20 protein-coding genes and 2 tRNA genes are annotated in these 26,454 nt (G+C 40.0%); 16 read left to right on the top strand and 6 right to left on the bottom strand.

Going from position 1 to position 26,454, the window contains the following annotated elements:
• The first annotated feature begins 818 nt into the window (after nucleotides 1-818).
• From AXF23_RS15700 to AXF23_RS15680, 4 genes are all read left to right on the top strand, one after another.
• Complete coding sequence (locus tag AXF23_RS15700; protein ID WP_107626163.1) at nucleotides 819-1,898, top strand: efflux RND transporter periplasmic adaptor subunit; 1,080 nt, start codon at nucleotides 819-821, stop codon at nucleotides 1,896-1,898.
• A complete protein-coding gene (locus AXF23_RS15695; RefSeq protein ID WP_107626162.1) occupies nucleotides 1,899-5,093 on the top strand; it encodes an efflux RND transporter permease subunit in 3,195 nt (1,064 codons plus the stop codon).
• Nucleotides 5,071-6,501 (top strand): TolC family protein, encoded by a 1,431-nt coding sequence (locus AXF23_RS15690; RefSeq protein ID WP_107626161.1) that lies wholly within the window; start codon nucleotides 5,071-5,073, stop codon nucleotides 6,499-6,501. The genes AXF23_RS15695 and AXF23_RS15690 overlap by 23 nt, the downstream gene beginning before the upstream one ends.
• 1,243 nt (nucleotides 6,502-7,744) lie before the next feature.
• On the top strand, nucleotides 7,745-8,083 hold the full coding sequence (locus tag AXF23_RS15680; RefSeq protein WP_146156770.1) for an energy transducer TonB: 339 nt from the start codon (nucleotides 7,745-7,747) through the stop codon (nucleotides 8,081-8,083).
• A 232-nt stretch (nucleotides 8,084-8,315) separates the two neighbouring features.
• On the opposite strand, the gene AXF23_RS15675 is transcribed toward AXF23_RS15680, so the two are convergent.
• Both AXF23_RS15675 and AXF23_RS15670 read right to left on the bottom strand, forming a co-directional pair.
• A tRNA-Lys gene (locus AXF23_RS15675) sits at nucleotides 8,316-8,388 on the bottom strand.
• Nucleotides 8,389-8,620: 232 nt separating this feature from the next.
• Nucleotides 8,621-8,694, bottom strand: a tRNA-Thr gene (locus tag AXF23_RS15670).
• Between the two features lie 256 nt (nucleotides 8,695-8,950).
• Between AXF23_RS15670 and AXF23_RS15665 the strand changes: the two genes are divergently transcribed.
• From AXF23_RS15665 to AXF23_RS15615, 10 genes are all read left to right on the top strand, one after another.
• Complete coding sequence (locus tag AXF23_RS15665; RefSeq protein WP_009011273.1) at nucleotides 8,951-9,484, top strand: DUF4199 domain-containing protein; 534 nt, start codon at nucleotides 8,951-8,953, stop codon at nucleotides 9,482-9,484.
• A 110-nt stretch (nucleotides 9,485-9,594) separates the two neighbouring features.
• Complete coding sequence (locus AXF23_RS15660; protein WP_107626158.1) at nucleotides 9,595-10,548, top strand: glycosyltransferase family 2 protein; 954 nt, start codon at nucleotides 9,595-9,597, stop codon at nucleotides 10,546-10,548.
• Nucleotides 10,549-10,589: 41 nt separating this feature from the next.
• Nucleotides 10,590-11,093, top strand: coding sequence for a DUF6452 family protein (locus AXF23_RS15655; protein ID WP_107626184.1), 504 nt, complete (start codon nucleotides 10,590-10,592; stop codon nucleotides 11,091-11,093).
• Nucleotides 11,047-11,739, top strand: a complete 693-nt coding sequence (locus AXF23_RS15650) for a DUF6048 family protein (protein WP_107626157.1) — start codon at nucleotides 11,047-11,049, stop codon at nucleotides 11,737-11,739. Before AXF23_RS15655 ends, AXF23_RS15650 begins: the two co-directional genes overlap by 47 nt.
• Nucleotides 11,740-11,890: 151 nt before the next feature.
• Nucleotides 11,891-12,907 (top strand): FAD:protein FMN transferase, encoded by a 1,017-nt coding sequence (locus AXF23_RS15645; protein ID WP_107626156.1) that lies wholly within the window; start codon nucleotides 11,891-11,893, stop codon nucleotides 12,905-12,907.
• Between the two features lie 52 nt (nucleotides 12,908-12,959).
• The gene (locus tag AXF23_RS15640; protein WP_089366048.1) at nucleotides 12,960-13,625 is read left to right on the top strand and encodes a Crp/Fnr family transcriptional regulator; all 666 of its coding nucleotides are present in this window, start codon (nucleotides 12,960-12,962) and stop codon (nucleotides 13,623-13,625) included.
• Nucleotides 13,626-14,515: 890 nt separating this feature from the next.
• The gene (locus AXF23_RS15630; RefSeq protein ID WP_107626154.1) at nucleotides 14,516-16,600 is read left to right on the top strand and encodes a M3 family metallopeptidase; all 2,085 of its coding nucleotides are present in this window, start codon (nucleotides 14,516-14,518) and stop codon (nucleotides 16,598-16,600) included.
• 131 nt (nucleotides 16,601-16,731) lie between these two features.
• Nucleotides 16,732-17,235 (top strand): dCMP deaminase family protein, encoded by a 504-nt coding sequence (locus AXF23_RS15625; protein WP_009011266.1) that lies wholly within the window; start codon nucleotides 16,732-16,734, stop codon nucleotides 17,233-17,235.
• Nucleotides 17,236-17,396: 161 nt separating this feature from the next.
• On the top strand, nucleotides 17,397-19,067 hold the full coding sequence (locus AXF23_RS15620) for a S41 family peptidase (protein ID WP_107626153.1): 1,671 nt from the start codon (nucleotides 17,397-17,399) through the stop codon (nucleotides 19,065-19,067).
• A gap of 5 nt (nucleotides 19,068-19,072) precedes the next feature.
• Nucleotides 19,073-19,615 (top strand): 5-formyltetrahydrofolate cyclo-ligase, encoded by a 543-nt coding sequence (locus tag AXF23_RS15615; protein ID WP_107626152.1) that lies wholly within the window; start codon nucleotides 19,073-19,075, stop codon nucleotides 19,613-19,615.
• A 376-nt stretch (nucleotides 19,616-19,991) separates the two neighbouring features.
• Here AXF23_RS15615 and AXF23_RS15610 read toward each other — a convergent pair whose 3' ends face one another.
• From AXF23_RS15610 to AXF23_RS15600, 3 genes are all read right to left on the bottom strand, one after another.
• Nucleotides 19,992-20,693: a hypothetical protein gene (locus AXF23_RS15610; RefSeq protein ID WP_009011263.1), complete on the bottom strand. Its 702-nt coding sequence runs from the start codon at nucleotides 20,691-20,693 to the stop codon at nucleotides 19,992-19,994.
• A 14-nt stretch (nucleotides 20,694-20,707) separates the two neighbouring features.
• Complete coding sequence (locus AXF23_RS15605; protein WP_107626151.1) at nucleotides 20,708-21,649, bottom strand: hypothetical protein; 942 nt, start codon at nucleotides 21,647-21,649, stop codon at nucleotides 20,708-20,710.
• 114 nt (nucleotides 21,650-21,763) lie between these two features.
• Entirely contained in the window at nucleotides 21,764-22,912 is a 1,149-nt protein-coding gene (locus AXF23_RS15600; protein WP_107626150.1) for a replication initiation protein, read from the bottom strand.
• A gap of 452 nt (nucleotides 22,913-23,364) precedes the next feature.
• Between AXF23_RS15600 and AXF23_RS15595 the strand changes: the two genes are divergently transcribed.
• The gene (locus AXF23_RS15595) at nucleotides 23,365-24,321 is read left to right on the top strand and encodes a LuxR C-terminal-related transcriptional regulator (protein ID WP_107626149.1); all 957 of its coding nucleotides are present in this window, start codon (nucleotides 23,365-23,367) and stop codon (nucleotides 24,319-24,321) included.
• Between the two features lie 55 nt (nucleotides 24,322-24,376).
• On the top strand, nucleotides 24,377-24,991 hold the full coding sequence (locus AXF23_RS15590; RefSeq protein ID WP_107626148.1) for a response regulator transcription factor: 615 nt from the start codon (nucleotides 24,377-24,379) through the stop codon (nucleotides 24,989-24,991).
• Nucleotides 24,992-25,029: 38 nt separating this feature from the next.
• Here the strand turns inward: AXF23_RS15590 and AXF23_RS15585 are convergent, their stop codons facing one another.
• Entirely contained in the window at nucleotides 25,030-26,376 is a 1,347-nt protein-coding gene (locus AXF23_RS15585; RefSeq protein WP_199222216.1) for a phospholipase D-like domain-containing protein, read from the bottom strand.
• Nucleotides 26,377-26,454: the final 78 nt, after the last annotated feature.

Below are 26,454 nucleotides of genomic sequence, written 5' to 3'. Positions count from 1 at the left end.
ATTTCTCATAGAGTACACAGCGATTTTAGTCTCTTTTTGTACATGGGGAAAACTCAAGAAGGGCGATAGACATACAGAGAGTGCAGGGCACTTTTGCCAATATTGACTGTAATCTCTGTGCTATCTCATACTTGAACAGACCTCTGTGTGGCTCAACCTGTGAGGTACAAGTCAGTGTCGTTCTGTTAGAAAAATGGCCGAGACATCCCTATAAGATTACTGATAAAAGACGAAGAAAGGCTAAACGTGTAAGAAGATATTGTAAATAATTATTGATAATCATTTCTCTCTCCATTTGAGAAGAGGCCAAGAATGATAAAAGAAAAGGCCCTTCTTTGTTCGAGAACATGCCCTTCTTGGGTGCAGAAGACGCTCTTCTTGAAGCAAGAGGGGCGTCTTCTATAATGATATTCGTAATAGGTTGATTTATTACATGTTATAGTCTTGCGTTTAAGAGGTGATACACCCCTACATTAAGCGTATTTACCTCAATGCTATGTAAAGATATTTTACGATTATATAGGCTCTTTCGAAAAGTGGAGAAGCAAGCGATAAATTCTGATGAAGATAGCGAGAAGGGCAGAAGGTATGGCATATACTGTTTTTTCAAGGTAAGACTTTTGTTCTTCTAATTTGTGGGTAAGATTAATAAAGGTATTGACCTCCCGTGAGAAAGATACTTCCGAAGTTGTGAGAAGGTCGCTGGAAAGAATATTTTTATCTATGGAGAATACTTTTATCACAAATTATTATTGCGTGAATAAATATTTTATTGTACTTTTGCAGATTAGTTAAAACGGGATAATAGATAATAGATTATGGTACAGAGAATTTGTTTTCTTTCTTTACTTTCTATCCTTTTATGGAGTTGTCATTCTAAAAAAACAGAAGAGAATACGAAGGCTGTCTTTACAGCAACAACTCCAATGGTAACTAATATTAGTCTTCCTCAAAGCTATGTGGCTAACATTCAATCATTAAGAAACATTGAGGTGCGCTCACAGCAAGAAGGAATACTACAGCAGATATACGTAGATGAGGGCCAGATGGTACGTGCCGGACAACCTTTGTTTCGTATTGCTATAGTAGGAGAAGACGAGGAGATTGCGAAAGCAAAGTCTGCGCAGGAACAAGCTGAGATAGATTTGCAAAACACAAGTCGGCTTACAGAGAACAACATCGTATCTCCCAACGCGCGTCGAATGGCCAAAGCAAAGTACCAGTCAGCAACAGCAGATTACAAACTCGCCGTTTTACACAAACGATTATCTATTATTCGAGCACCTTTTAGTGGTGTTTTAGGAAGGATACCACAGAAGGTTGGTAGTTTCATTCAGCAAGATGATTTGTTGACGACACTGTCAGATAACTCTAAGATGCAGGTTTATTTTAACATCTCAGAGAGCGATTACTTAGACTTACAGCAACATCCACAACTTTATATGCAGTTACCTTTGAAGTTGCTGTTGGCCAATGGCAGTACCTTCCCAGCCAGAGGAAGCATAAAAGACATATCAGGACAATTCGATAATGCGACAGGAACGATATCTGTTCGTTCGCTATTTGCTAATCCCAAAGGCTTACTACGTAACGGACAGTCGGGAACTGTACAGCTACTTGTACAGAAGAAGAATGCTATCGTTATCCCACAAGAAGCTGTCTACGAGTTGCAAGACCGCAAGTATGTGTTCGTCGTTGATAAGAATAACATTGCTCATCAACGCCAGATACAGATTTCAGCTGAGTTGACAGGAGTCTATGTCATCTCATCAGGCCTTACAGCGTCAGACCATTATCTAATTGATGGTATACAGAAAGTGAATGATGGTGACCACGTGCATACTCGCTTCGTGACACCACGACAATCAATAAAGTCAAACGAAATCGCTATTCAATAAATGTTCAAGATATTTATTCGTCGACCGGTTCTATCTATTGTGATAGCACTGGTCATTGCTTTTATTGGAGTTCTGTCTTTGTTTAATCTTCCGATTACGCAGTTCCCTTCCATCTCACCGCCTAAGGTGAATGTGGTAGCTGATTATCCAGGAGCAAACAATGAGTTGTTGATTAAGTCAGTGATTATACCATTGGAGCAAGCCTTGAATGGTGTTCCTGGTATGAAATATATAGAGAGCGATGCAGGAAACGATGGTGAAGCAGAAATAAACGTAGTTTTCAAGTTAGGTACTGACCCTAATGTAGATGCTGTAAACGTACAGAACCGTGTTTCAGCAGCTACGAATAAATTGCCACCTGAGGTCATACGAGAGGGTGTTAAAATCTCACGTGAGGAGCCTAACATCCTTATGTACATTAATCTCTATAGCGATGATCCAAGTGTAAACCAAGATTTCTTATTCAACTACTTTGATATCAACATCTCTCCAGAGCTGTTGCGTGTAGATGGAGTGGGCGACCTTGATATTCTTGGTACGCGTAGTTATGCTATGCGTGTATGGTTGCATCCAGATAAGATGGTAGCTTACGGCTTGTCAACGGATGATGTTAGTGATGCGTTGGAAGACCAGAACATAGAGGTCTCACCAGGTAAATTAGGTGAGAGTGGTGGTACACGTCCACAGGTGAAGGAGTTTGTCTTGAAATATCCAGGTCGTTACACCACTGCAGAAGAGTATGGGAATATCATCATCAAAAGCAATGCGAACGGTCAGGCTGTTCGATTGAAAGATATTGCCGACATACATCTTGGCAGTGAAGTCTATGATATCTATTCAACGCTCAATGGTCGTCCGTCAGCAGCTGTGACGTTGAAACAAGCATACGGAAGTAATGCAAGCAACGTCATAAAGCAAGTCAAGCAGGTGATGACTCGCCTTCAGAAAGACATGCCAAAGGGTATGCATTATGAGTATAGTTATGACATAAGTCGCTTCCTTGACGCAAGTATAGATAAGGTAGTCCATACATTATTTGAAGCCTTCATACTTGTAGCCCTTGTTGTGTTCGTCTTCTTAGGCGATTGGCGTTCGGCTGTAATACCGATTATGGCGGTCCCAGTGTCTTTGTTGGGTAGTTTCATTGCGATGCTTGTTTTCAACATCACACTTAACATGATATCGTTGTTTGCCCTTGTAATGGCGATTGGTATTGTCGTTGATGATGCTATTGTGGTTATAGAGGCCGTGAATGTAGAGATATCGCGCAATAAACTGACACCTGTTGAAGCAACGGAGAAAGCAATGAAAGAGATTAGTGGTGCCATTATTGCCATCTCTCTTGTTATGGCTTCCGTGTTTATTCCAGTGGCATTCATGGGTGGTCCAGAAGGTATGTTCTATCGTCAGTTCTCTATAACGATGGCATCCAGCATTCTCTTCTCAGGTTTTGTGGCACTGACCTTGACACCTGCTCTCTGTGCGCTCATCCTCACAAAGGAGCAAGAGAATCATGTCAAGTTAGGATTTATAGGTAGATTATTGCAACGCTTCAATGCTCAGTTTAATGTTGGTAGTAAGAAGTATGCACACGTCTTACAACATACTGTGAAGCATAAGGCTTTCACGATGATTGCTGTTCTCGTTTTCTGCGGTCTTGCTTATTGGGTTAATCTCGGGCTTCCATCAGGCTTCATCCCACAAGAAGACCAAGGAATGATTTACGCAGTCATTGAGACACCACCAGGCTCAACTATTGAACGAACAAATGAGGTTGCTCGTCAGTTGTTAGCAATAGCGGAGAAAGAGGAAGGAGTAGAGAGTGTTTCTTCACTTGCAGGATTTGAGATTCTCTCTGAAGGAACAAGTGCTAACTCTGGTAGTTGTCTTATTAACTTAAAGGATTGGAAGCATCGTAAGCGTACAGCAAAGGAGATTATCGAAGACCTCGAAGATAAATGTAAGGTGATAACGACAGCCAATATTGATTTCTTCGAACCGCCTTCAATTCCTGGTTATGGCGCTGCCAGTGGTTTTGAGCTACGATTGCTTGATAAGACAGGTAATAATGATTATCACGAGATGGAGCGTGTGAGCAAAGACTTTGTCCGTCAGTTGAACAAGCGTCCGGAGATAGGAAATGCCTTCACGTTCTATTCTGCAAGCTTCCCGCAGTATATGCTCAATGTCAATGATGCCATGGCATTACAGAAGGGAGTTGAACCTGGTAAGGCTCTCAACAGTCTTTCTATATTAGTAGGTTCTGATTATCAGACGGGATTTATCAAGTTTGGTAAGCCTTACAAGGTTATTGTTCAGGCAGCACCTCAGTATAGAGCCTTCCCAGAAGACCTGCTTCATCTTTATACAAAGAATGATGCGGGAGAGATGGTACCCTATTCTGACTTTATGTCACTCAACAAGACCTATGGTATGAGTGAGATTACACGTCATAATCTCTATAACTCTTCAGAGGTGACAGGTGCTCCGGCACCTGGTTACTCAAGTGGTCAGGCACTAAAAGCTATCAGTGAGGTTGCCCAACAGTCGCTTCCTAAAGGATATGACTATGACTGGGCAGGAATATCAAAGGACGAGGTAGATCAAGGTAACACGGCAATCATCATCTTTATTGTGTGCTTGGTTTTCGTCTACTTAATCTTAGCAGCACAGTATGAGAATTTCTTACTCCCACTGCCAATTATCATCTTCTTACCAGTGGGTGTGTTTGGAGCATTCTTATTGTTGAGGCTGTGTGGGTTAGAAAACAATATATATGCACAGATAGCATTGGTCATGCTTATCGGACTCTTGGGTAAGAATGCGGTGTTGATGGTAGAATACTCCGTACAAAGAAAGAATATGGGACAGTCCATTGCACAAGCTGCTATAGAAGGAGCTGTGGCACGTTTCCGTCCAATTCTTATGACCAGTATTGCGTTTATAGCCGGACTTATCCCGCTCGTCTTTGCTACTGGTGCTGGTGCTATTGGTAATAAGACCATTGGAACGGCAGCTGTGGGTGGTATGATGATAGGAACCATGTTCGGATTGGTTATTATTCCTGGTCTTTATTATATCTTTGCTTCAATGGCCGATAAGATTGTGCATTATCAAAAGGATAAACCTTTAAGCGAAGAGAAAGATAAACGATATCATAAAGAAGTAACGAATGATGATGAAGAAGAGAAATAACAAGTGTCTCGCCTATGGTCTCATGACACTTATATCATTGTTGGGCGTGGTTGCTTGTAAGACTCCACAAGCAACATTGCCAAACGATACAGTAAAGGCTTCTATGCCTGTTGCTACAGCTGATACAGTGACGGCTATACCCCTATGGCGCGACTTCTTTAAAGATCCAACGCTATGTGCACTGATAGATACAGCGCTCGCAAATAACCAAGATCTTAAAATAACGCTTCAAGAGATGGCCATTGCTAAAAGCAATATCTTGGCGAAGCGTGGACAGATGTTGCCTTCAGTTACGGCTAATGTTGCTGCCGGTGCATCTAAGGCGGGCCGATATACAGCAGAAGGAGCTGGTAATGTGGGTACGGAGATTACGCCAGGACATAATGTGCCAAACGTTGTTCCTGATTTTGCACCTAATCTACATTTAGATTGGAGTGTCGATTTATGGAACCAACTTAATAGTACGAAGCGTGCAGCTGTTGAACGTTATCTTGCATCAGAAGAAGGACAAAGGACAATAAAGAGCCAACTCGTTGCTGATGTGGCTGAGAACTATTATGCTTTGTTGGCACTTGATAATAAGTTGGATATTATGCAGCAGTACATTGCTTTGCAGAAGAAAGCTGTACAAATAGCACGTGTTCAGAAAGAGGCAGATGCTGATACCCAGTTAGCTGTTGAGAAGTTTGAGTCAGAACTGGCTAAGGCTTCTGCTGAGGAGTATCAACTTCGACAGGCTATCACTGAGACAGAGAATAATCTGAATTTGCTTTTAGGTAGATATCCTACTCCTATTACGCGTAATAAGAATGTCTTGATGGAACAGTCATTGCCTAATACGTTGCAAGCAATCCCTGCAAGTCTACTACTACATCGGCCTGACATTGTTGCTGCTGAGCACCAACTTAGAGCTGCCAAATGGGATGTCGAAGCTGCACGAAAGGCTTTCTTGCCTTCTCTCAATATCTCTGCATCTTTGGGACTTGACGCTTTTAATCCTAAATACTTGCTTCAGCTGCCTAAGTCTTTAGCCTTCAGTGTGGTGGGGGGATTGACGGCTCCGCTGATTAATAAGAAAGCTATTCAAGCAAACTTTGACCAAGCTAATGCATTGCAATTGGAGGCTTTATATAATTATGATAAGACCTTGCTCACAGCTTACAGTGAAATGTCTACTTTGCAAGCCCGTGCACGTAACTTGGCTCAATACCAAGTGTTGAAGAAGAAACAGAATGATGCTTTGACCAGAGCCGTCTCTGTCTCTCAACAACTCTACAATTATAATCGTGCTACCTACTTAGAGGTTCTTGATAGTGAGCGCGACCAACTTGATTGCCAGGTAGAACTTGTTGATACACAACTGCGACAACTGTCAACGCTTATTGACCTCTATCGGGGTTTCTTCTAAGCTGCATCAGTCTGTTGAACGATCATAAGATGCGAGAGAGAGGCAAACAGACTTTTTGAAGTTGCTGTCATTTCTGTCATCATATACTCCTGTTTATATGTTTGGATATGAAGCTTTTACGCTAAATGTTAAAAATGACAGCAACAGAAAATAAAAATAAATTAGGGGTTTGTAGGTACTGATAGTGTTACTTTACATTGATGAATAATCATTGTGTGGCTTTGTTTCTATATCTCTCATCGATGTTTATAAAGAAGTGTATATTTGTCGTCGGGAGTGGTCTGCTTTATTACTAATTATTCTTCAATTTATCTTGAGATTTGATAGTAATAATGTATTTGCAAGATAATACAAAGCACAGCGTCTGTAGCTATTGAGATTTACAGATGACAAAAAGTGTTTGATGAAGAAAAAGTACAGCATTGTTGATGTTGCTACAATCTGAATTGTCTTTTGAAAGGTATAGGGAAAAGGATTTCTTCAGTCTCCTTTGAAGTAAGATATTAGCACATGTAAGCAGGGGAAGAATAGTACTGCGCCATTAGCGTAGGTCTTAAAGGTATTTGAAAATTAAGATTAGGACAGTAAGGTGGATAAATCAAAGTCTAAATAGATTGACGTAATGGGCATTTATAGTATATCAGGATTTTTGACGATATGTCTGGTTTGCTATCTCTTCTACTGTTTAAGACGATTACAAAGCAAAAAGACTTCGACCATTTCTGCTGCTTGTATCCTCTTATGTCTTCTTCTTTTGGGTATTATTGGATTATTTTACAGTCTTTTAGAAGGAGTAAATTATATTATAATAGGCATTATCATGATATGGGTTTGTGCCAAGTCTCATCATTCTGGGGGAGGTGGTGAGTATATGTATATAAGAGGCTGGATAGGTGCTATTGTGTCACTGATATATGGTATATTAAAGGTACTGGGCATGTTATAAGTGAACTGTTAGTGGTATAAATATCTTTATACGGGTTGAAAACAGAAATCTATCATCTGACAAGAAGCTCTTGTATAATGCGAAATTATAGGTTCTACACATGGTATTTGGTAAATAGTTTATGAGGTATAGCACTAAACGATGCTTATAAATTGCCCACATGTTTGTGAAAAATGATAAGTAAAGAATAAGATAATGAGGCTCTTAAGACATATAGTCCCAATATTGATTATTTTCTCTTTAATCAGTTGTAGAACAAGTCATCTACAACAAGAACGTCCTTTGATAATCTCCAATATGGATATTCATTATGATAATACCGCTGGAGTATATTTCCCAAGTGTATTCCTCAGAGGTAGGGTAGAGAAGTATATATGTCATAATTTCTCATGGAGGAGAGCTGGATATGTATATAAAAATGGTGTACAGGGAGAGAGTGTTGTTCAGTTTGATTATGATGCATCAGACAATAAGATAAAAGATGTACGAGTGTTAATGTCTACCAATATTTTGTCTGTTGATGAAGAGCTTATTCATAGTGTAAGCGCAATTCGTTTCGTTAATGCTATAAAGGGCGATAGAAAGGTAATCGTTAGGTTCTTGTTGCGCATAAAATATAATGAAATTGGAAAATAAGTGATAAAAAGAATCCCATCTTAAATCTCTTTTTTTCATTTATGTCCGATTGAATTATGATTATATTTGCCTTAGTGTAAGTTCCATGGATAGGATAGGGGATGTGGCAGAAAAGAATAATCAGTAAGGATTGTAATGCCCTTGAATGAATGAGAAGTCTTTCAACTGTATTTGAATAATGGGATATAAAAAAAGAGAATAACGATATAGTTACTCTCTTATCTTACTTTAGTGATCCGCATGGGGCTCGAACCCATGACCCCAACATTAAAAGTGTTGTGCTCTACCAGCTGAGCTAGCGGATCTCCCTGTGCTCTTATTAAAAGCGAGTGCAAAGGTAGTGAGAATTTTTGATAACACCAAATTATTTATAACTTTTCTTGCCTCTTTAAGCAGTAAATAGATGAAATATACTGATTTGAGGCGTTTGGTAATTAAGTATCTGATGTATTAAGGTTCATTGATATTAATAAAAAGCGAAAGAGGATATGCCTCACGACATATCCTCTTCTATGTTCTTAGTCATTTTATTATTTGAGCCTCTTGTCGGATTCGAACCAACGACCCCGAGATTACAAATCACGTGCTCTGGCCAACTGAGCTAAAGAGGCGGGGGTGGACAAGCGATTCCTATCGCACCGCTACAACCTTCTGCCCTTGCTCCGTTCCCGTCCTGGGGGATTCAAAGGGAGCTGGTCGTAGGAGACTTGTCCGTGTTGTGCTTATCTCAAATAAGCGGGTGCAAAGTTAGTGATTTATTTTTATACCAGCAAGGAGACGTTAATACAATTTCTGTTTTTTAACAAAAAAAATTAAATTTAATAGTGTCCTACATTATTTATAATAAATAATACGTACTTTTGTAACATGATTCATGAAGATTATAAACAGTTGACAGCATACGCTCGATATGATGGTATTTATCTTGCTATCATTTGGGCGGCAAGTTTTGCTTGTCTTTTAGGTATAGAGGCATTACCAGTTTTGGCGCAATTTAGTTTTTTACTTATTCTTTCGACCCCTTTCTTCGTAGCTTATCGATTGAAGATATTTCGTGAGGAAGGGCGTAAAGGCGTTATATCTTTCCGTCGAAGTCTGTTCTATTGTCTACGTGTTTTTTTCAATGCAGCAATTATCTTTAGTTTTTTGCAGTGGTTGTATATGCGTTTCTTAGACAATGGAAAGCTACTCATGATGTTTAGTAATATCTATTCGAGTGCGGAAGGGAAAAAGACACTTACTGCTATGGGTTTCTCGTATAACCAGTTCATGGCGATATTACCAGATGTTTTACAACCTTATTCTATAGCTTCCAGCACTTTTATCACGGCAGTTTTGTTTGGAGCAATTTGTTCGTTATTGATAGCTGGTGTCATGTCTAAGAATGTTAAACGCCAATAGTTATAAGATTATTAGGTAAATGGATGATAGATATTATAGGTCATAATCCTTATCTTTCAGTCTGAACTCCTAAATACTAAATTGATAATAGAAAATTCCTAATACATAATATGGATATATCAGTAATTGTTCCTCTTTACAATGAGGAGGAAAGTCTCCCCGAATTATACGCTTGGATTCAGCGTGTCATGAAAGCTAATGGCTTCACTTATGAGGTTATTTTTGTCAATGATGGCTCTAAAGACAAGAGTTGGGACGTCATTGAAGATTTGCATCGTAAGGATGCTGAACATGTGCATGCAATCAAGTTCCGTCGTAACTACGGTAAGAGCCCTGCACTCTATTGTGGCTTTAAGGCAGCGAAGGGTGATGTTGTTATTACAATGGATGCCGATTTACAAGACTCTCCTGATGAGATACCAGAGCTTTACAGGATGATCATGGATGAGAAATACGACCTTGTAAGTGGCTATAAGCAGAAACGTTATGACCCATTAACCAAGACTATCCCTACAAAACTATTCAATGCGACGGCACGTAAGATAAGTGGAGTACACAACCTGCACGATTTCAATTGTGGATTAAAGGCCTATCGTAGTGATGTCGTGAAGAATATTGAGGTCTATGGGGAGATGCATCGTTATATTCCTTACCTTGCCAAGGAGGCAGGCTTCGCACGTATTGGAGAGAAGGTGGTGCATCATCAGGCACGAAAGTATGGTAAGTCAAAGTTTGGTATTAATCGTTTCTTCAATGGTTACCTTGACTTATTGACCCTTTGGTTTCTTACTAACTTTGGTAAAAAGCCAATGCACGTCTTTGGTTTGATGGGTTCTTTTATGTTCTTCATCGGTTTTATCGCTTTTCTTTGGTTAATTGTTGAGAAGATTATAATGCTTCTTGGAGGAGAATATGGCGACTTACTCTCAAATCATGCATCCTTCTTTATAGCCTTGGTAGCGATGATATTAGGTACACAACTATTCCTTGCAGGATTTATAGGCGACCTTATAAGTCGTAGTAATCCAAAGAGGAATGACTATCAGATAGAGAAAGAAATGTAGGATGATAAGCCTTGCTTTTAAGCAGTTAACAAATTACAATGATGAACTACAGAAAGATTAAGCAGGTATTGAGCAAAGTCTTCATGTGTATTACCTTCTTAGGAGGAATGGTATGGATGAGTTCTTGTTCTGATATTGACTGTCCTGTAACCAATGGTGTATGGTCAAATTATGTCGTAAAGGGCGATACTTTGCACGATACACTTACTATATCAGCCATTCGAGAGAATAAACCTGATACGGTACTACTGAATAAACAGGTAAACACAACGAAGTTTAGTCTTCCTATGAGTTATAATGGAGAAACAGATAAGCTTCGTTTTGTATTTACAAGTAAGGCTGGAGTGACAACTATAGATACGGTTACGATATCGAAAACCAATATAAGTCATTTTGAAAGTGTAGATTGTTCGCCAACTTTCTTCCATACGCTCACAGCTGTTACAGCAAAGGGAACACGTGTGAAGAAGGTTGATATTAATAATCCAAACGTTGACTATGATGGTACGAAAGAGCATATATTTATCAGTTTTACTAATCCTTAATGTACTGTTCCTATTGACTCCGATGGTAGCCAATGCGCAGCGTCGCCCATCACTACCAAAGGTTAAGGAAGATAGTATCCCCTTTTTTAGAGGAGTAGCTGTTGGTGTCGACCTTGTTGGACCCGCTATGCGTTGGCTTGCCTCATACGGTCAGTATGAGGGAATGGTACGTGTTAATCTGAAGGATAGGTATTATCCCGTGATAGAAGTGGGTGTTGGTCAGGCTGATAAGACGGACGAAACCACAGGGACAACCTTCAAAACAACTGCACCCTACGGTCGTGTGGGGTGTGATTTTAATATGTTAAAGGATAAACATGACGCATACCGATTCTTAGTAGGCGGTAGAGTAGGGTACACATCATTTAAGTATGATGTACTTAGTCCTGGTATTCTTGACCCTATTTGGGGCACTCAGTCCCCTTATGGTAATCTTGGTAATAAAGGACGTCAGCTTTGGGCCGAGCTTGTTGGTGGTGTAGATGCTAAGATATGGGGGCCTATTCGTATGGGGTGGAGCGTTCGTTATAAGCTTCGCCTTGCTCGTAAGATGAGCGAAATAGGCGAACCTTGGTATGTCCCAGGTTATGGTCGTAGTGGTTCATCACAGCTTGGTGCAACCTTTAATGTTCTTTTTGAATTATAATAAGATAAGTTGTTAGAAATAAGATATATATCTTCAGATGTCTCAATAGCATCTTCATGTGACTATCAAGAGGGTTGGTTGTTCATGTGTTAAGGATATTGTTCTCTATTTCTAACATGAGTATTGATACTAAATTAATATAAAAAAGGAGATGAATAAGAAGAGATTATATTGGCAGATACCATTCCTTTTGATGCTAATCATTGGGTCTATAGTTATTGTTAGCTATCAACATTCAATGCCTTACCAGCACAATAAGGGATTTATCTTTGGTACTACCTATAATATTACCTACCAAAGTGATGAAGATCTCCAGCCACAGATAGAGGCAGAACTTAAGAAGGTTAATCAGACCTTCTCAACTTTTGAACCCAACTCAATGATTTCCTTGATTAATCAAAATAAGTCTGTAAAGGTAAATGAGATGTTCAGAGAGGTCTTCACACTTGCTGAAACGGTTTCAAAAGAGACTGATGGTGCATTTGATATTACTGTTGCACCGATGGTTAATATGTGGGGCTTTGGATTTAAGACGGGTCAACATCCATCTAAACAGGCTATCGACAGTCTTCATCAAATTGTTGGATATAATAAGGTGAAATTGGTTGGTAATACCGTTCAGAAGGATAACAAACGTATTATGTTAGATTGTTCTGCTATCGCAAAAGGCTACGGCTCAGATGTTGTTGCCCGTTTCCTGCGTCGCAATGGGGTAGAGAACTTTATGGTAGAGATAGGTGGCGAGATAGTTACGAAGGGTAATAGCGAGCAACGTTTACCATGGAAGATAGGTGTAACAAAGCCGACGGATGATAGTTTGAATACCAATCAAGAGATTCAGACGGTACTGAATGTTACAGATAAAGCCATGGCAACGAGTGGTAATTACCGTAATTTCTATTATAAAGGAGGTAAGAAATATGCTCATACCATCGACCCTAAAACTGGTTATCCAGTACAACATTCCCTTCTCTCTGCCACAGTCTTAGCCAAGAACTGTGCTACTGCTGATGCCTATGCTACCTCATTTATGGTGATGGGAGTTGAGAGGGCACGCCAGTTACTTGATCGTCATCCTGAATTGATGGCCTATTTTATTTACTCAGATACGAAAGGTAATCTGAAAACATGGTATAGTCCTTCTATGAAAGGGAAATATGTAGAATAAGACATATTCGCTTTCTCTTTTGAAAGCGAATATATATTATCTTTCAGAGTCAATGCTTCAGCTCTACGATAAACTTCTCGAACTACCACTTTTCATCGGTATTAGTACGGATGAATTGGCTGATATCGTGGGACAAACAAAGTTTGGCTTTTACAAGTTAGTGGCCGATAAGTCGCTTGTCAGTACGGATGATAAATGTACACATCTCTTTTTTCTGATGAGTGGAACACTCCGTGTGGTTAGTCATGCGGATAATTATTGTTATCGAATAGAAGAAGAATTGTCGGCTCCTGCCGTTATCCAGCCCGAACATCTCTTCGGTCTTATGCAAAGATACACAAAGGACTTCACTGCACAGACCGATTGTAGCCTCTTGTCTTTGGATAAGACTGAGGTCTTACGCCTGCTTGATAATTACCTTATCTTCCGTCTTAACCTTCTTAATAGTATATCTATGCAAGCACAGCGAATGGGGCGTATTCCATGGCGTCAGCAGCCTATCGATATTCGTCAACAGTTTGTAAGTTTCCTTCGCCTACGTTGTCTCACTCAAGCTGGTAAGAAGGTGTTGAGGATAAGGATGGAGGATCTTGCCATAGAGTTACACCAGAGTCGCCTAAATGTTTCTCGAATGCTTAACACTCTGCAGCGAGAAGGATTCTTAACGATGAGTAGAGGGATTATTACAATCCCACAGTTGGAGACTCTACGAACGTAATCTTTCCTCGAAATCGGCATAGATTACTATTTTCTCTATTATCCTTTGTTTGTCCCATTCAGCTTTTTGATGGATGTTTCAAACAGTTCTTATTGTCTTAGTGGATGCTATTTGTGTGTGAAATCTTGTGTCTGTCTGTGAGCAAATGAGCACACTCTATTACATTGATAAGTATCTCCCTGTTTACAGCCCATCAATCTATCCATACTTCTGGATAGTTGGTAAATACGTAAAAAAACATTACATCGTATGAAACTAAACATCCTCATGAAAGGAGTATATTGTTTCTTAAAACAGAGTTTGTAACCTACAATAAATCAGCATGTTATAAACAGCTTTGAAGAAGACGCCTTTCATGCTTCAAGAAGGGCGTCTTCAACGTGCAAGAAGGGCATGTTCTTGATCGCAGTTAGGCCTCTTCTTGTTTCTTCTTCGGCCTCTTTTCAAATAGAGTGGGGATTGTTTGTTGAAATAACTCAACAAATTTAGCTTGTTCAAATAGCGTTCTTTCTTCTTTTATCGACAGCTTCGTAGGGCTCACCTCACTAATTGTTCTCCTCTTTGTGGGAATGGGGACGGATGGAGAGACAGGCTGTATAGGGGTAAGTTCACTAATCATTTCCCTTGCTGGGAAGGTGGAAAGAAAGAGAGCCTGTCCCTATGAGTATTGTTGATTACAATCAACACCATCTTTGTTAATCATCAATAAGAATGCAGAAAAAGACAAGAAAGGGAGGTGTAATTCATCACTAAAATTACATTATCCGCTTAGTTCTTATCCATAACACACCATTGAGAAACAAAATTGCGTTAAATTCCACCTTTTTATATGGGTTTTCTCCTTTTTTTGAGTTATCTTTGTAGATTAAAATAAGAGAAAGTTAATAGAGATGATAGATAACGAATTAGATAAGAAAGAACGTGTAAATCCATTCTTTCTACCTTACGATACGCCGCATGACACAGTGCCTTTCGATCGCATAACACTTGCTGATTATGAAGAGGCAATGATGGAAGGCATCCGTCGCGATGATGAAGAGATTGAGAAGATAATTAATAATCCAGACGAACCAACCTTCGACAATACGATTATTCCCGAAGATGAGGTGAAGGGTCGTAAGCATTATTATGACTTGCTGAGCCGTGTTGAGAGTGTGTTCTTTAATATGCTTAGTGCTGAGACATGTGATGAAATGGACGCATTGGCACAGAAGATGAGTCCAATTCTTACTAAGCATAATAATGATGTCAGCTTAAATCCAAAGATATTCGAGCGTGTTAAGTATGTCTACGAGCATCATCGTGAGTTGACACAAGAAGAGAATTGTCTGTTAGAGAAAAGCTATGAGGGCTTTGTACGTAGTGGTGCGTTGTTAGATGAAGCTGGAAAGGACAAGTTGCGTAAGCTAACAGAAGAAGCATCCATGCTTTCATTGCAGTTCTCACAGAATGTTCTAAAGGAGAATAAAGCCTATACGCTACATCTCACAGACGAGAAACAGCTTGACGGACTACCTGATACAGCACGTGAAGCAGCGCATGAAGCAGCAAAAGAGCATGACTTAGAAGGATGGGTTATCACCTTGGATGCACCAAGTTATAGTCCTTTCATGATGTATAGTACGCAGCGTGAACTACGTCAAGAACTCTTTATGGCACGCAATACACTTTGCATAAAGGATAATGACACCAATAACCTGGAACTCTGCAAACGTCTGATTAATCTGCGTAGGGAGATTGCACAGCTTCTTGGATACGACACCTTTGCTGATTATGTGATGAAACATAGAATGGCAACAACGGTCGAGAATGTGTATAAACTCCTCAATGACCTCATTGAAGCATACAAACCAAAGGCTATCGAAGAACGTAAAGAGATCGAGACATTGGCTAAAGAGCTTGAAGGGGACGACTTTAAGATGGAGCCTTGGGACGTGGCTTATTACAGTCAGTTGCTTAAGAAGAAGAAATACGACCTCGAACCAGAGATGCTTCGACCCTATTTGGAATTGAACAATGTGATTAAGGGTGTCTTTGGATTAGCTACACGTCTCTATGGTATCACCTTCAAAGAAAACAAGGAGATACCTGTCTATCATCCTGATGTTAAGCCATACGAGGTGTATGATAAGGATGGTAGTTATTTAGCCGTACTGTATGTAGACTTCTATCCACGTAAGGGAAAGCGTGATGGAGCGTGGATGACGGAGTTCCAAGGACAATGGATAGAGCGCGATGGCACGAATGTACGTCCTCACGCATCACTTGTGATGAACTTCTCTAAGCCTACAAAGGATAAGCCTGCCTTATTGAGATTAGGCGAGGTCGAGACCTTCTTACATGAGTTTGGCCATTCTCTTCATGGCATCTTTGCGAATACACGCTTTGAGAGTCTGTCTGGTACCAATGTATGGTGGGACTTTGTTGAGCTTCCTTCACAGTTTATGGAGAACTTTGCAGTAGAGAAAGACTTCCTTCGCACGTTCGCTTTCCATTATCAGACAGGTGAGCCAATGCCCGACGAGTTGATAGAGAAGGTAATAGCCAGTCGTAATTATGGTGCCGCAATGGCTTGTCTACGACAAGTAAGCTTCGGCCTGTTGGATATGGCTTATTACACATGTAAGGACGAGTTCACCGATGATATTATTCCTTTTGAGAAGCAGGCTTGGGCACCAGCTATCATCGATGAACAGCGTATGGATACATGTATGACGGTGCAGTTCTCTCATATCATGGCGGGAGGATATGCTGCTGGCTATTACAGTTATAAGTGGGCTGAGGTACTCGATGCCGATGCTTTCAGTGTATTCAAGAAGGAGGGTATCTTCAATCAAGAGGTTGCCCAGCGTTTTAGAGATAATGTTCTCTCACGTGGTGGGACGGAACATCCAATGGTTCTCTATAAGCGTTTTCGTGGTCAAGAGCCTACTATTGATGCCCTGAAAGAACGTGACGGACTTACAAAAGCATGAAGGTAAGGCTTTCCTCGATGCCCTTTAAGGAACGACTATGGTTGAGGGAAAAGCTATTGCCATCTATACTTCTTAAGTATCGCATCGTGCTCTCATTGCTAAACAGCAAAGTATAAAATCATAATAAATAAATGAATAACAAGCATATAACAGAATCTTCATCAGCTTCTTCTTCCTTATTAGAAGGGAGAAGCAAGTCTGCTGTCGACTATCGTTACCTTCGTATGGCTCGAATATGGGCTGAGAACTCTTATTGCAAACGTCGTCAAGTAGGTGCGTTGGTCGTTAAAGACAAAATGATTATCAGTGATGGCTATAACGGAACACCGAGTGGTTTTGAGAATGTATGCGAAGATGAGGAGGGCATAACAAAGCCTTACGTACTCCATGCTGAAGCCAATGCAATCACAAAACTTGCTCGAAGCGGTAATAATAGCGAAGGTTCAACTCTCTATGTTACGGCCTCTCCTTGCATTGAGTGCGCAAAGCTCATCATTCAAGCAGGTATTCGCCGAGTTGTATATGCTGAGAAGTATCGTCTTACGGATGGTATAGATTTACTGACAAGAGCTGGTGTTGAGGTTGAATACAAGAGTCTTGAGGAGGACAATGATCCCACTTCAGATTCTATTTAATATGTATGCCAAATGCTTGTAGCCGTGTGATAGCGAGGAACAATCGGTCTTACAGATTCGAAAAAGATTGTTCCCACTATTATCAGAACCATATTTTATAGTTGAATTATCGAATACTCTTTTAATTATCTCCTCTTCAGAAAGAGGGAGTTAAGGCTTTTATGAATCAGAATAAGAATAATCGTTTCATGCCGTTACTAATGGCGCTTTGTGTTGTCATTGGTATTTTTATTGGTACTTTCTATGCCAATCATTTCTCTGGTAACCGACTAAACATCATCAATAATGGTAGTAGTCGACTCAGCAACCTGCTGCACATCATTGATGATCAGTATGTTGATTCTGTTAATATAGACGAACTTGTAGACAAGGCAATCCCTGAGATATTATCAGAACTCGACCCACACTCTGTTTATATTAGTGCGAAAGATGTCCAACTGGCGACCGACGACTTGAAAGGCTCGTTCTCTGGTGTTGGTATTGAGTTCAATATTCGACAAGACACATTACGCATTCAGAATGTTATTAAGGATGGTCCTGCTGATAAGGCTGGGTTATTAGCTGGCGATAAGGTTGTTAGCATCAACGGAAAGTCGTTTGTTGGTAAGATTGTCACTAATGAAGAAGCAATGCATAGACTAAAGGGTCCGAAAGACTCTAAGGTCAAGATTGGTGTTAAACGATATGGTGAACAAGGTGTTAAGATGTTCACTGTGACACGTGGCGACATTGCTGTGAAGAGTGTTTCTGCAGCTTATATGCTCAATGATACGACAGGTTATATTCGTGTCAAGAGCTTTGGCGAACGCACTTATGCTGAGATGTTGGCTGCCTTACAGTCGCTTAATATCCGAGGTGCCGACCACTTGGTTATTGACCTTCGTGATAATGGAGGCGGTATATTGGAGGCTGCGGTGCAGATGGCTAATGAGTTCCTTCCAAAGAATCGATTGATAGTATATACGCAGGGCCGTAAGAGTCCACGTGAAAATTATCGTAGCGATGGGAAAGGAAGCTATCAACATATACCAATGGTTGTACTCATCAATGAAGGAACAGCTTCTGCAGCTGAGATCTTTGCTGGTGCTATGCAAGACAACGACCGTGCTATCATTGTTGGACGTCGTTCTTTTGGTAAGGGTTTGGTACAGCAGCAAATACAGTTTAATGATGGTAGTCTGATAAGACTGACCATAGCACGTTACTATACTCCATCTGGTCGTTGCATACAAAAGCCATTTAAGCCGGGTGATAACGCCGACTACGATAACGATATACTAACTCGTTATCAGCATGGAGAGTTCTTCTCACAAGATAGTATTAAACATCAAGGTCCTGCCTACCATACTAACAATGGACGCATAGTCTATGGTGGAGGTGGCATAACGCCTGACATCTTTGTTCCAGAGGATACTTCTAAGGTGACATCTTACTATAAAGAGGCTGTGGTAAGCGGTTTGATGCTGCAATATGCGTTCAATTATACAGATAAGAATCGTAAGAAACTAAGCGGTTTCGGTGAGGTCTTGCCTTTAGCCAACTACTTAGACCATCAGAACCTCGTAGGTGATTTCGTCGGATTTGCCGAGAAGAACGGATTGCGTCGTCGTAACTTGATGATTATGCGGTCACATTCTTTGTTACAGGAGTATCTCAATAGCCGTATTATCTATAACATTCTTGATGAACAAGCATGGATAGAATATGTCAATCGAAACGATGCCATGATTAAGGCGGCCGTTAATGCCTTTCATCCCAAATCTCTTCTGCTTCTTAAACCGAGGCCGAAGAGTACGGATAAGTCTATGCTAATGCGTAAAAGAAAAGTGTAATAGCTATGGAACAAAACGAGAAATCCCTTCTTCGCAAGGAAGTAAGAGCACGAAAGAAACAGTTTACTGAAAAAAAACTGATTGCTCAGTCGGAGCCACTCATTAAGCGTGTGTTAAGTCATCCACGCCTACAAGAGGCAAAGACAGTCCTTTTATACAATTCACTGGCAGATGAGGTCTATACACACGACCTCATCCTGCAGCTTCACCAAGAGGGGAGAAGGGTTCTTCTGCCGGTAGTTATAAGTGATACAGAGATGGAACTTCGTCTTTACAAAGGACAAGATTTCTTCAAGTCAAGTAGTTATGGCATACTTGAACCTATTGGAGAACCTTTTACAGATTTCTCTTCTATTGAATTTGCACTCATTCCTGGTATGGCTTTTGATGGTCAAAAGAACCGTTTAGGACGTGGGAAAGGGTATTATGATAGGTTCCTTCCACTACTAATAAATGCTTATAAAGTGGGTATCTGTTTTCCTTTCCAGTTCTTGCCAACTATTCCAACAGAGCCAACTGACCAAAGGGTTGATGAGTGTATCTATTAGGTTTTATGAGAGAACGAAGTGGTTATGTGGCTTAAACCCTTAGTTCTCTTATTGTCTTAATGATGTTAACCAATCTCTTCTCTTATCTTCTGCTATGGTGAGGTGTGTTAATAGTAATGGTATGGAGCGTTAATACTAACGAAAATAGGTGATAACATCAGTCTGTCTGACGATAAGATACCTTGCAATGTGTTGTTAGTATGAGTGCAGGGTATTGTTAGAAAAAGTGTGTACTATCTAAGGTAAACATAGTGTACTTGGTTAGTTGGATGTTATCTATTGGTTTACAATATGATATAACACGCTATATGGCATAATTAAAGGAGTCTGCCATATAGCGTAATTAGTCTAAGTGAGCAAAGAGATAATGCTAAGTCTAAACCAAGTCTTCGTAGGCTTGGTTCATTTCATTCATTAAGTTCTCAAAGTTATCAGCGTTTAATGATACCTTTCTGAACATCATTTCTAAGTTTTCTTCCTCAAAGTTAACAGGCGACTCATGGAGTAAAGCCATCATTCCCGCTATCATTAATCGATAGACAGTAGCCTGATGTAGACCATTGACTCCTGTTTTAGCTTGTGTTATCCCTAAGGCGTAAGCTTGCATCTGAACCCGAACAATAGAACGAATGGCCAACGATACGGGTACACAGTCTTTGTCTATCAAAGCTGGACAGTCTACATAGTAGTCTTCTACAGACTGTAAATGTCCATTAAGTAAAGAGAATATTTGCTTCTGATATTCAGCAGTTACGAGAGTATAAAGTTCTTTACTTCCACAAGCATAACGTAAGAGTATCTTTGCTGAAGTAGTCTCTGAGAAATGACGTCGCTTCATATCTTCAGTCACAAACTCAAGGTCTGAATAGTTTAGACGTATGAGAATAGGAAAGAGAACAGACACGAATTGAGTAGAGAGGTTGTCGAAGTTGTTTACTAAAAGCTGTTTGTACTCCTTCGGTTCAATCCGTTTTTTCCCTGGATATAAGGCATCTACTTGTCCTGAAAAGAAAGAATGAAAGTAGCCTCTAACCATTGCAGAGGCTACTCTTGAACGACTAATATCTGTTATTCTCATATTATCTTTTACTACTACCTATGTCCACCAAAACTGCTGTTGTTACTTGGTACGTTTGAACGACTTGGGGTTGATGGAGCCTGATTGCTATTTGCTGGTGCGCTTGGGAATGATGAACGTGATGCATTCCCAAATGATGAACCACCGTAATTACCTGATGATTGACGACTTGGAGCAGGGTATTGCTGCTGTTGAGGTTGATATACAGGTCTGTTAGACTGCTGTCTTGGTCCATCAAACTGCTGATTATAAGAGCTATTTGGCGTAGAATAGGTGTTATTTCTTCTTGCATTGCCAAAGCTACTATACCCGTTATTTTGCTGTGGAGTATTCCAAGCACCGCTATTCTGATATATGTCCTGGTTCGTTCTGGTACGATTTGTTACGATAGGAGGGTTACGGCGTGCACCGAAACGGCCTGCGTAATAGCTGTCATTATATCTGTTTCGCCCGCCACGATAGGTATAGTATTCTGCAGGAAGGGAGCGATAATAATAGTTGCGGTCTGCATAACGATTATAAACCCTATATGCATAGTTGTTATTATACCAATAAACAGGACGATAGAAATAGTCTTCACCTATATAATAGTTATATTGGCGTGCATTTAAGACATAGAACAAGTCACTATTGCGACGTGTCCAATAGTCACCGTAAAGAGAGCGCTCACCCTGCATGTTAAGGAGGTAGTCAAGATTAATCTCGTACACTGCTTGATATTGTGCATCGGTAAGTCCAAGTTCGTAAGCCATCTTGTCTGACAAGAAAAGCGCTTGTCTACGTGCCTCTTCATACCCAATTCGACCGTATGTGCTGCTGTATCCAACGTTATAACCATCATCGTAAACAGCCATAGGACCACCATAACCACCACTGGCAGATAGGTATGCGCCACATGAAGAGAGTGAAAGACTTAGGAGACCTAAAGCGAATGTATATAAAATGTTCTTTTTCATATCTGTAACCTTTAATGTAAACTACTTTTGTTCATTCTCTATTGCAAAAGTAGTCTTTTGGTTTCAAATATCTTATAGGCAAATTCCTATTCGGTTGGGGAAAGTTCCTATAAGTTATTCCACTTCCTCTACGATGGTGTTAGGGACTTCCTTTGATTTCAACATTTCATCAAGACTTTTGAAAGTGTAGGCTGCCTTGTCTTTTACAAACGTCTTAGAGAAACGGTCGCGTAGGCTCATGAGTTTTTGTACAGCTTCTTGATAAGTCTCGGCGGTAATGCGGTCTGCCATTGCTTGTGCATTCACAGGGGTGAAATCGAAGTATTGTACGAGGTACTGTTGGAACTGTCGACGTTGAGTTTGCGTCATTTCCTGCAACTGTACATTCATCTTATCCTTTGCACGATGTATGATGAAGATTAGCTCATCAGGCTCACCACCACGTTGTCCACGGTCATATTTCTTCTCATACTCAAAATGGCAATCACAGAACCCACGCTCTGCAAGTTCCTTTAATTCCTGCATTGCTGGGTCAAGAACACGGCGGCAGAAATCAGAGAATTTCTTGTAGTTGTTTTCCAAACGAAGCATCTTGCGGAACTCGAAGGTCTTGATAACAGTACGACCTTTGTCCACCCATGATTCGATGAACATATAAATACGCTGCGTATAACGGTTCTTACAAGCGAAGACAATCTGTTTTCCTAAACGATGATAACCAAAGTCTAATGATACAAGACGCTCGGCAACAGTATGATCGAGCTTTAGAATGGCGTATTTGTTATAGGAACGATCCTCTGGTATATATACATCACAAAGATTAGTAGCCTTGGTGTACTTTCTTCCTTCAGCCGTTTTATATGGGATTTCGACAGGTATTGAAGCCAACATCTTCAGTGAGTTACGTAACTGTGGATAGTGGTTCGGGTCAACACCTAATTCCTTGAAAGGTAGCTTGATAGGCATACGTCCATCCTCATCCAACTCATCCGTGTGGAATAAGTCAAGCTGAAAGCCTCGCTTATTGTTCAATATTCCATGCAAGATAGACTGTAGACTCTCAACAATAGACACCAAAATTCTAACCTGAATGAGCGAATAGTCATGGCGCATCATGGTCACAGCAATAGGCTGAAGAAGCCATGTCTCTTCTTCTATTGGGATAAGATCATTCGAGATAGTACGGCTTTTTAAGGGAGCTTTCTGTGCTTTTGCACCGCGTTTACGCGTTACCTTTCTTACGGCTGTTTTATCTGTTGTCATATTAACTGTCTTAGCTTATCATGTATCTTATAACACTTTACAAGCTACAAAGATACCGCTTTTATTTGGAACAAGCCACTAAAACAACAAAAATAGTTTCTTCTTAGTTTTTTGATGGCTATCTTGTAGATGCTGTTCTATTAATAAGTAAAGCCTCTTTGGGTAACTCGTTGTATGGTGTTAAGCCTTATTACGATTGGTGTTTACAATTAACAAATTTCGTGTGGTGTATTACTACGTTTTAAAAAGAGCGCCGAAAGAGTTATATAAGGTAACATGATATATATCAAGTAGGTAGGGATAAGGAAATAGTGGATAGCAAAGTAGTACTCTTTTTGTGCTTTCCTCGAGGATAATAATTAATGATAAAAAACCAAATACTTTACGACTACTATTGCATTATTGACTTTTTTTTTGTTATTTTGCATACGATATCATTACGAAGTAACAAGATGAAGAATCAGAAGATGTATGAGCCTGATGATAAGATGATTTATCTTATCAGAGATAATTATGACTTATTACAAAGCTTAGGGTGCTTTGGAATAAGTTTGGGCTTTGGTGATAAGACCGTGAGAGAGGTTTGTGATGATCAGAATGTAGACACTTACACATTCTTGGCAGTCGTTAATTTTACGATAAATGGATATAAAGCTTTTGATGATGTAGACCGATTGTCAATCCCAACCCTTATGCAATACCTGCGAGCAAGCCATACTTACTATCTTGAATACAAGTTACCTTTCATACGGAAGGAGCTGTGTGCGTCTTTGGATGAGACTGATAATCTTGCTCGTCTAATCCTTCGTCTATATGATGAATATGCCCATTCTATCCATAATCACATGCAGTATGAAGAGAAGAATGTGTTCCCATACGTGGATTCGCTGCTGAATGGTGAGTCAAATGACGCATACGATGTCGAGACTTATTCTAAGCATCATAGTCAAACAGATGTGAAGTTACGTGAGTTGAAGAGTATTATTATCAAGTATCTACCTTCTGATACGCATCATAATAATCGTCTGACAGCTACTTTATATGATATCTATAACTGTGAAGCATGGCTTGAACAACATGCTTTAGTAGAAGAAGAAATCTTCATACCAGTGATTAGACGCTTAGAACAAAAGAGTAAGCAGAATGACGTAAGTGTGAAGATATCAAACATGATTACGCAGAGTCCTCTGTCTGATGAGGTACTTAGCGATCGTGAGAAAGATGTTATCGTTGATGTAGCGCAGGGTATGACGAATAAGGAGATAGCCGATCATCTTTGTATCTCAACGAACACAGTGATTACACATCGTCGTAATATTGCACGTAAGCTACAAATACATTCACCAGCAGGATTGACGATTTATGCAATTGTTAATAATCTTGTGGATATCAGTAGTGTGAAGCTATGATGAGTAAGAACAAGTAGGAAAGGAGAAATTCTCAGTTACTTAAAAACAAATACGAATGAAACATCCTTCTAACTTGGATATGGGTCGTCCTAAGATAGCCATAGTCGATTCCAATACACTTGTCATCTTGGGCTTGAAACAGCTTCTACAGAATGTAATGCCTATTATGACTGTAGAGTCGTTCTCTACTTTTCAAGATTTTGAAAAGGCGCAAGTAGACTCGTTCTATCATTACTTTGTATCGCAAGTAATTGTCTTAGAGAACAGGCAGTTCTTCTCTCAATGTATCCATAAAACTATTGTTTTGACAATTACGAAAGACCCTAATTCACAGCTCTCAGGCTTTCATAGCTTCTGTATCAATGTGCCTGAGGATGAGCTTGTCAAGGCAATCTTAAAGATAGTACAGTATGGTCATTCTGGTGGAAAGAACCTTCCAGAACTTCCTCAGGTACTAAAGAATAAGATACTGAGTAATCGTGAGATAGAAGTTATGTCGTTAATTGTACAAGGATTGATTAACAAAGAGATAGCAGAAAAGCTGAATATAAGTCTGACAACAGTAATAACGCACCGCAAGAATATTATGGATAAACTCGGAATGAAGAGTGTATCTGCTTTGACAATCTATGCTGTTATGCACGGTTATATAGACATAAACAAGATATAAGAGCTTAATCTCAACCTTTATATATCTCCTTTCTGTTATTATAAGAAAGGAGATAATAGATGAGCAAACCATCCACGGAAACGTTGCCAAGGTGTGCGCCATTGTTTCCACTTAGTTTCTGTCAGTTTAAAACTATCTTTCTTTTGTACTTCAAAAAGGGTATCTAACTCGTGAGTCGTACATGCGTCTATAATGACAGCATTCTCTTCACGGTCCCAACGAAGACTTCTTGCATTAAGATTGGCCGACCCAACGGTACAGAATTGACCATCTACAGTAATAATCTTTGTGTGGTGGAAGCCTTTCTCATACAGCCAAACAATACATCCTTCTTTCATTAATTTGTGTGCATTATAGAACCCACAGTCAGGGGTTAGAGGGATATCACTCTTCACACTGAGTAGTATCTCCACCTTTACACCTCGTTTAGCAGCATTGCGTAAAGCCTTCTTCAAGGCCCTACTTAGTGTGAAATAAGGGTTGATAAGCTTGATACTATCTTTCGCATCATTGATAGCATTAACATAGAAGTAGCGGATAATATCTTTTGATGTATGTGGTTCACGGTTGATGATACCAACCATTTTATTCCCAACAGTACCACAAGTGTCTTGTTTTAAGCCTTTTATATAATCGGCATTAGATACACCACGATAGTATTTTGCACCATGTATCTTCTGTCCAGATGCCAAATACCACATTCTTAGAAAGATGTTTTGAAGCGTGTTAACCTCATCTCCCTCTATACGACAGTGCATGTCATGCCATGAACCAACGACTTTTGTCCCATTGATGTAGTAGTCTGCCACATTCATCCCACCTGTGTAAGCCACCTTCCCATCAATGACAACAATCTTGCGATGGTCACGATTGAAGATATCATGCAACCATGGGAACTCCATAGGCTTGAACTCGTAAATCTGAATGCCCTTTTCACGGATAGACTTCAAGTTCTTTTTCTTCATAGGGCGATTATTGCTTGCATTACCAAAGCCGTCGAAGACTGCCCTCACCTCAACCCCCTCTTTTGCTTTTGCTGCTAAATGCTTAATCAACTCCTCGTTGATAGAGTCATTACGAAAGTTGAAGTATTCCAAATGAATACTCGAACGTGCTTGGTCAATCGCCTTAAAAAGGTCATTAAACTTTTCCCTTCCTGTTGTAAGTAAGGTTACGGAGTTGTTGTGAGAGAAGCGTACACCTTTCTTTCTAAGCTGGTTAACAATCAAAGAATCAGCCCTATCTGCCGTCATCTCATGTCTTTCAGCTAAAGAGCCTTGAGCCTCTGTCTGTGCTGAAAGACGTGTTGGACATATTATACTATATAGTGCCATCACCGTTGTGATGGTTTTTCTTATGCTAAAACTTACTTTTATCTCTCTCATTTTTCGTCGATAGCAGTAGCAATCTATTGTTGTAATAGATTGTCCCACTCAATATAAATACATAGATAAGATAATCGC

The organism is Prevotella sp. oral taxon 313, from assembly GCF_003043935.1.
In the GTDB taxonomy this organism is placed as follows: domain Bacteria; phylum Bacteroidota; class Bacteroidia; order Bacteroidales; family Bacteroidaceae; genus Prevotella; species Prevotella jejuni.
The sequence above is the reverse complement of the archived record's forward strand: the minus strand, read 5'-3'. Positions and strand labels throughout refer to the sequence as shown.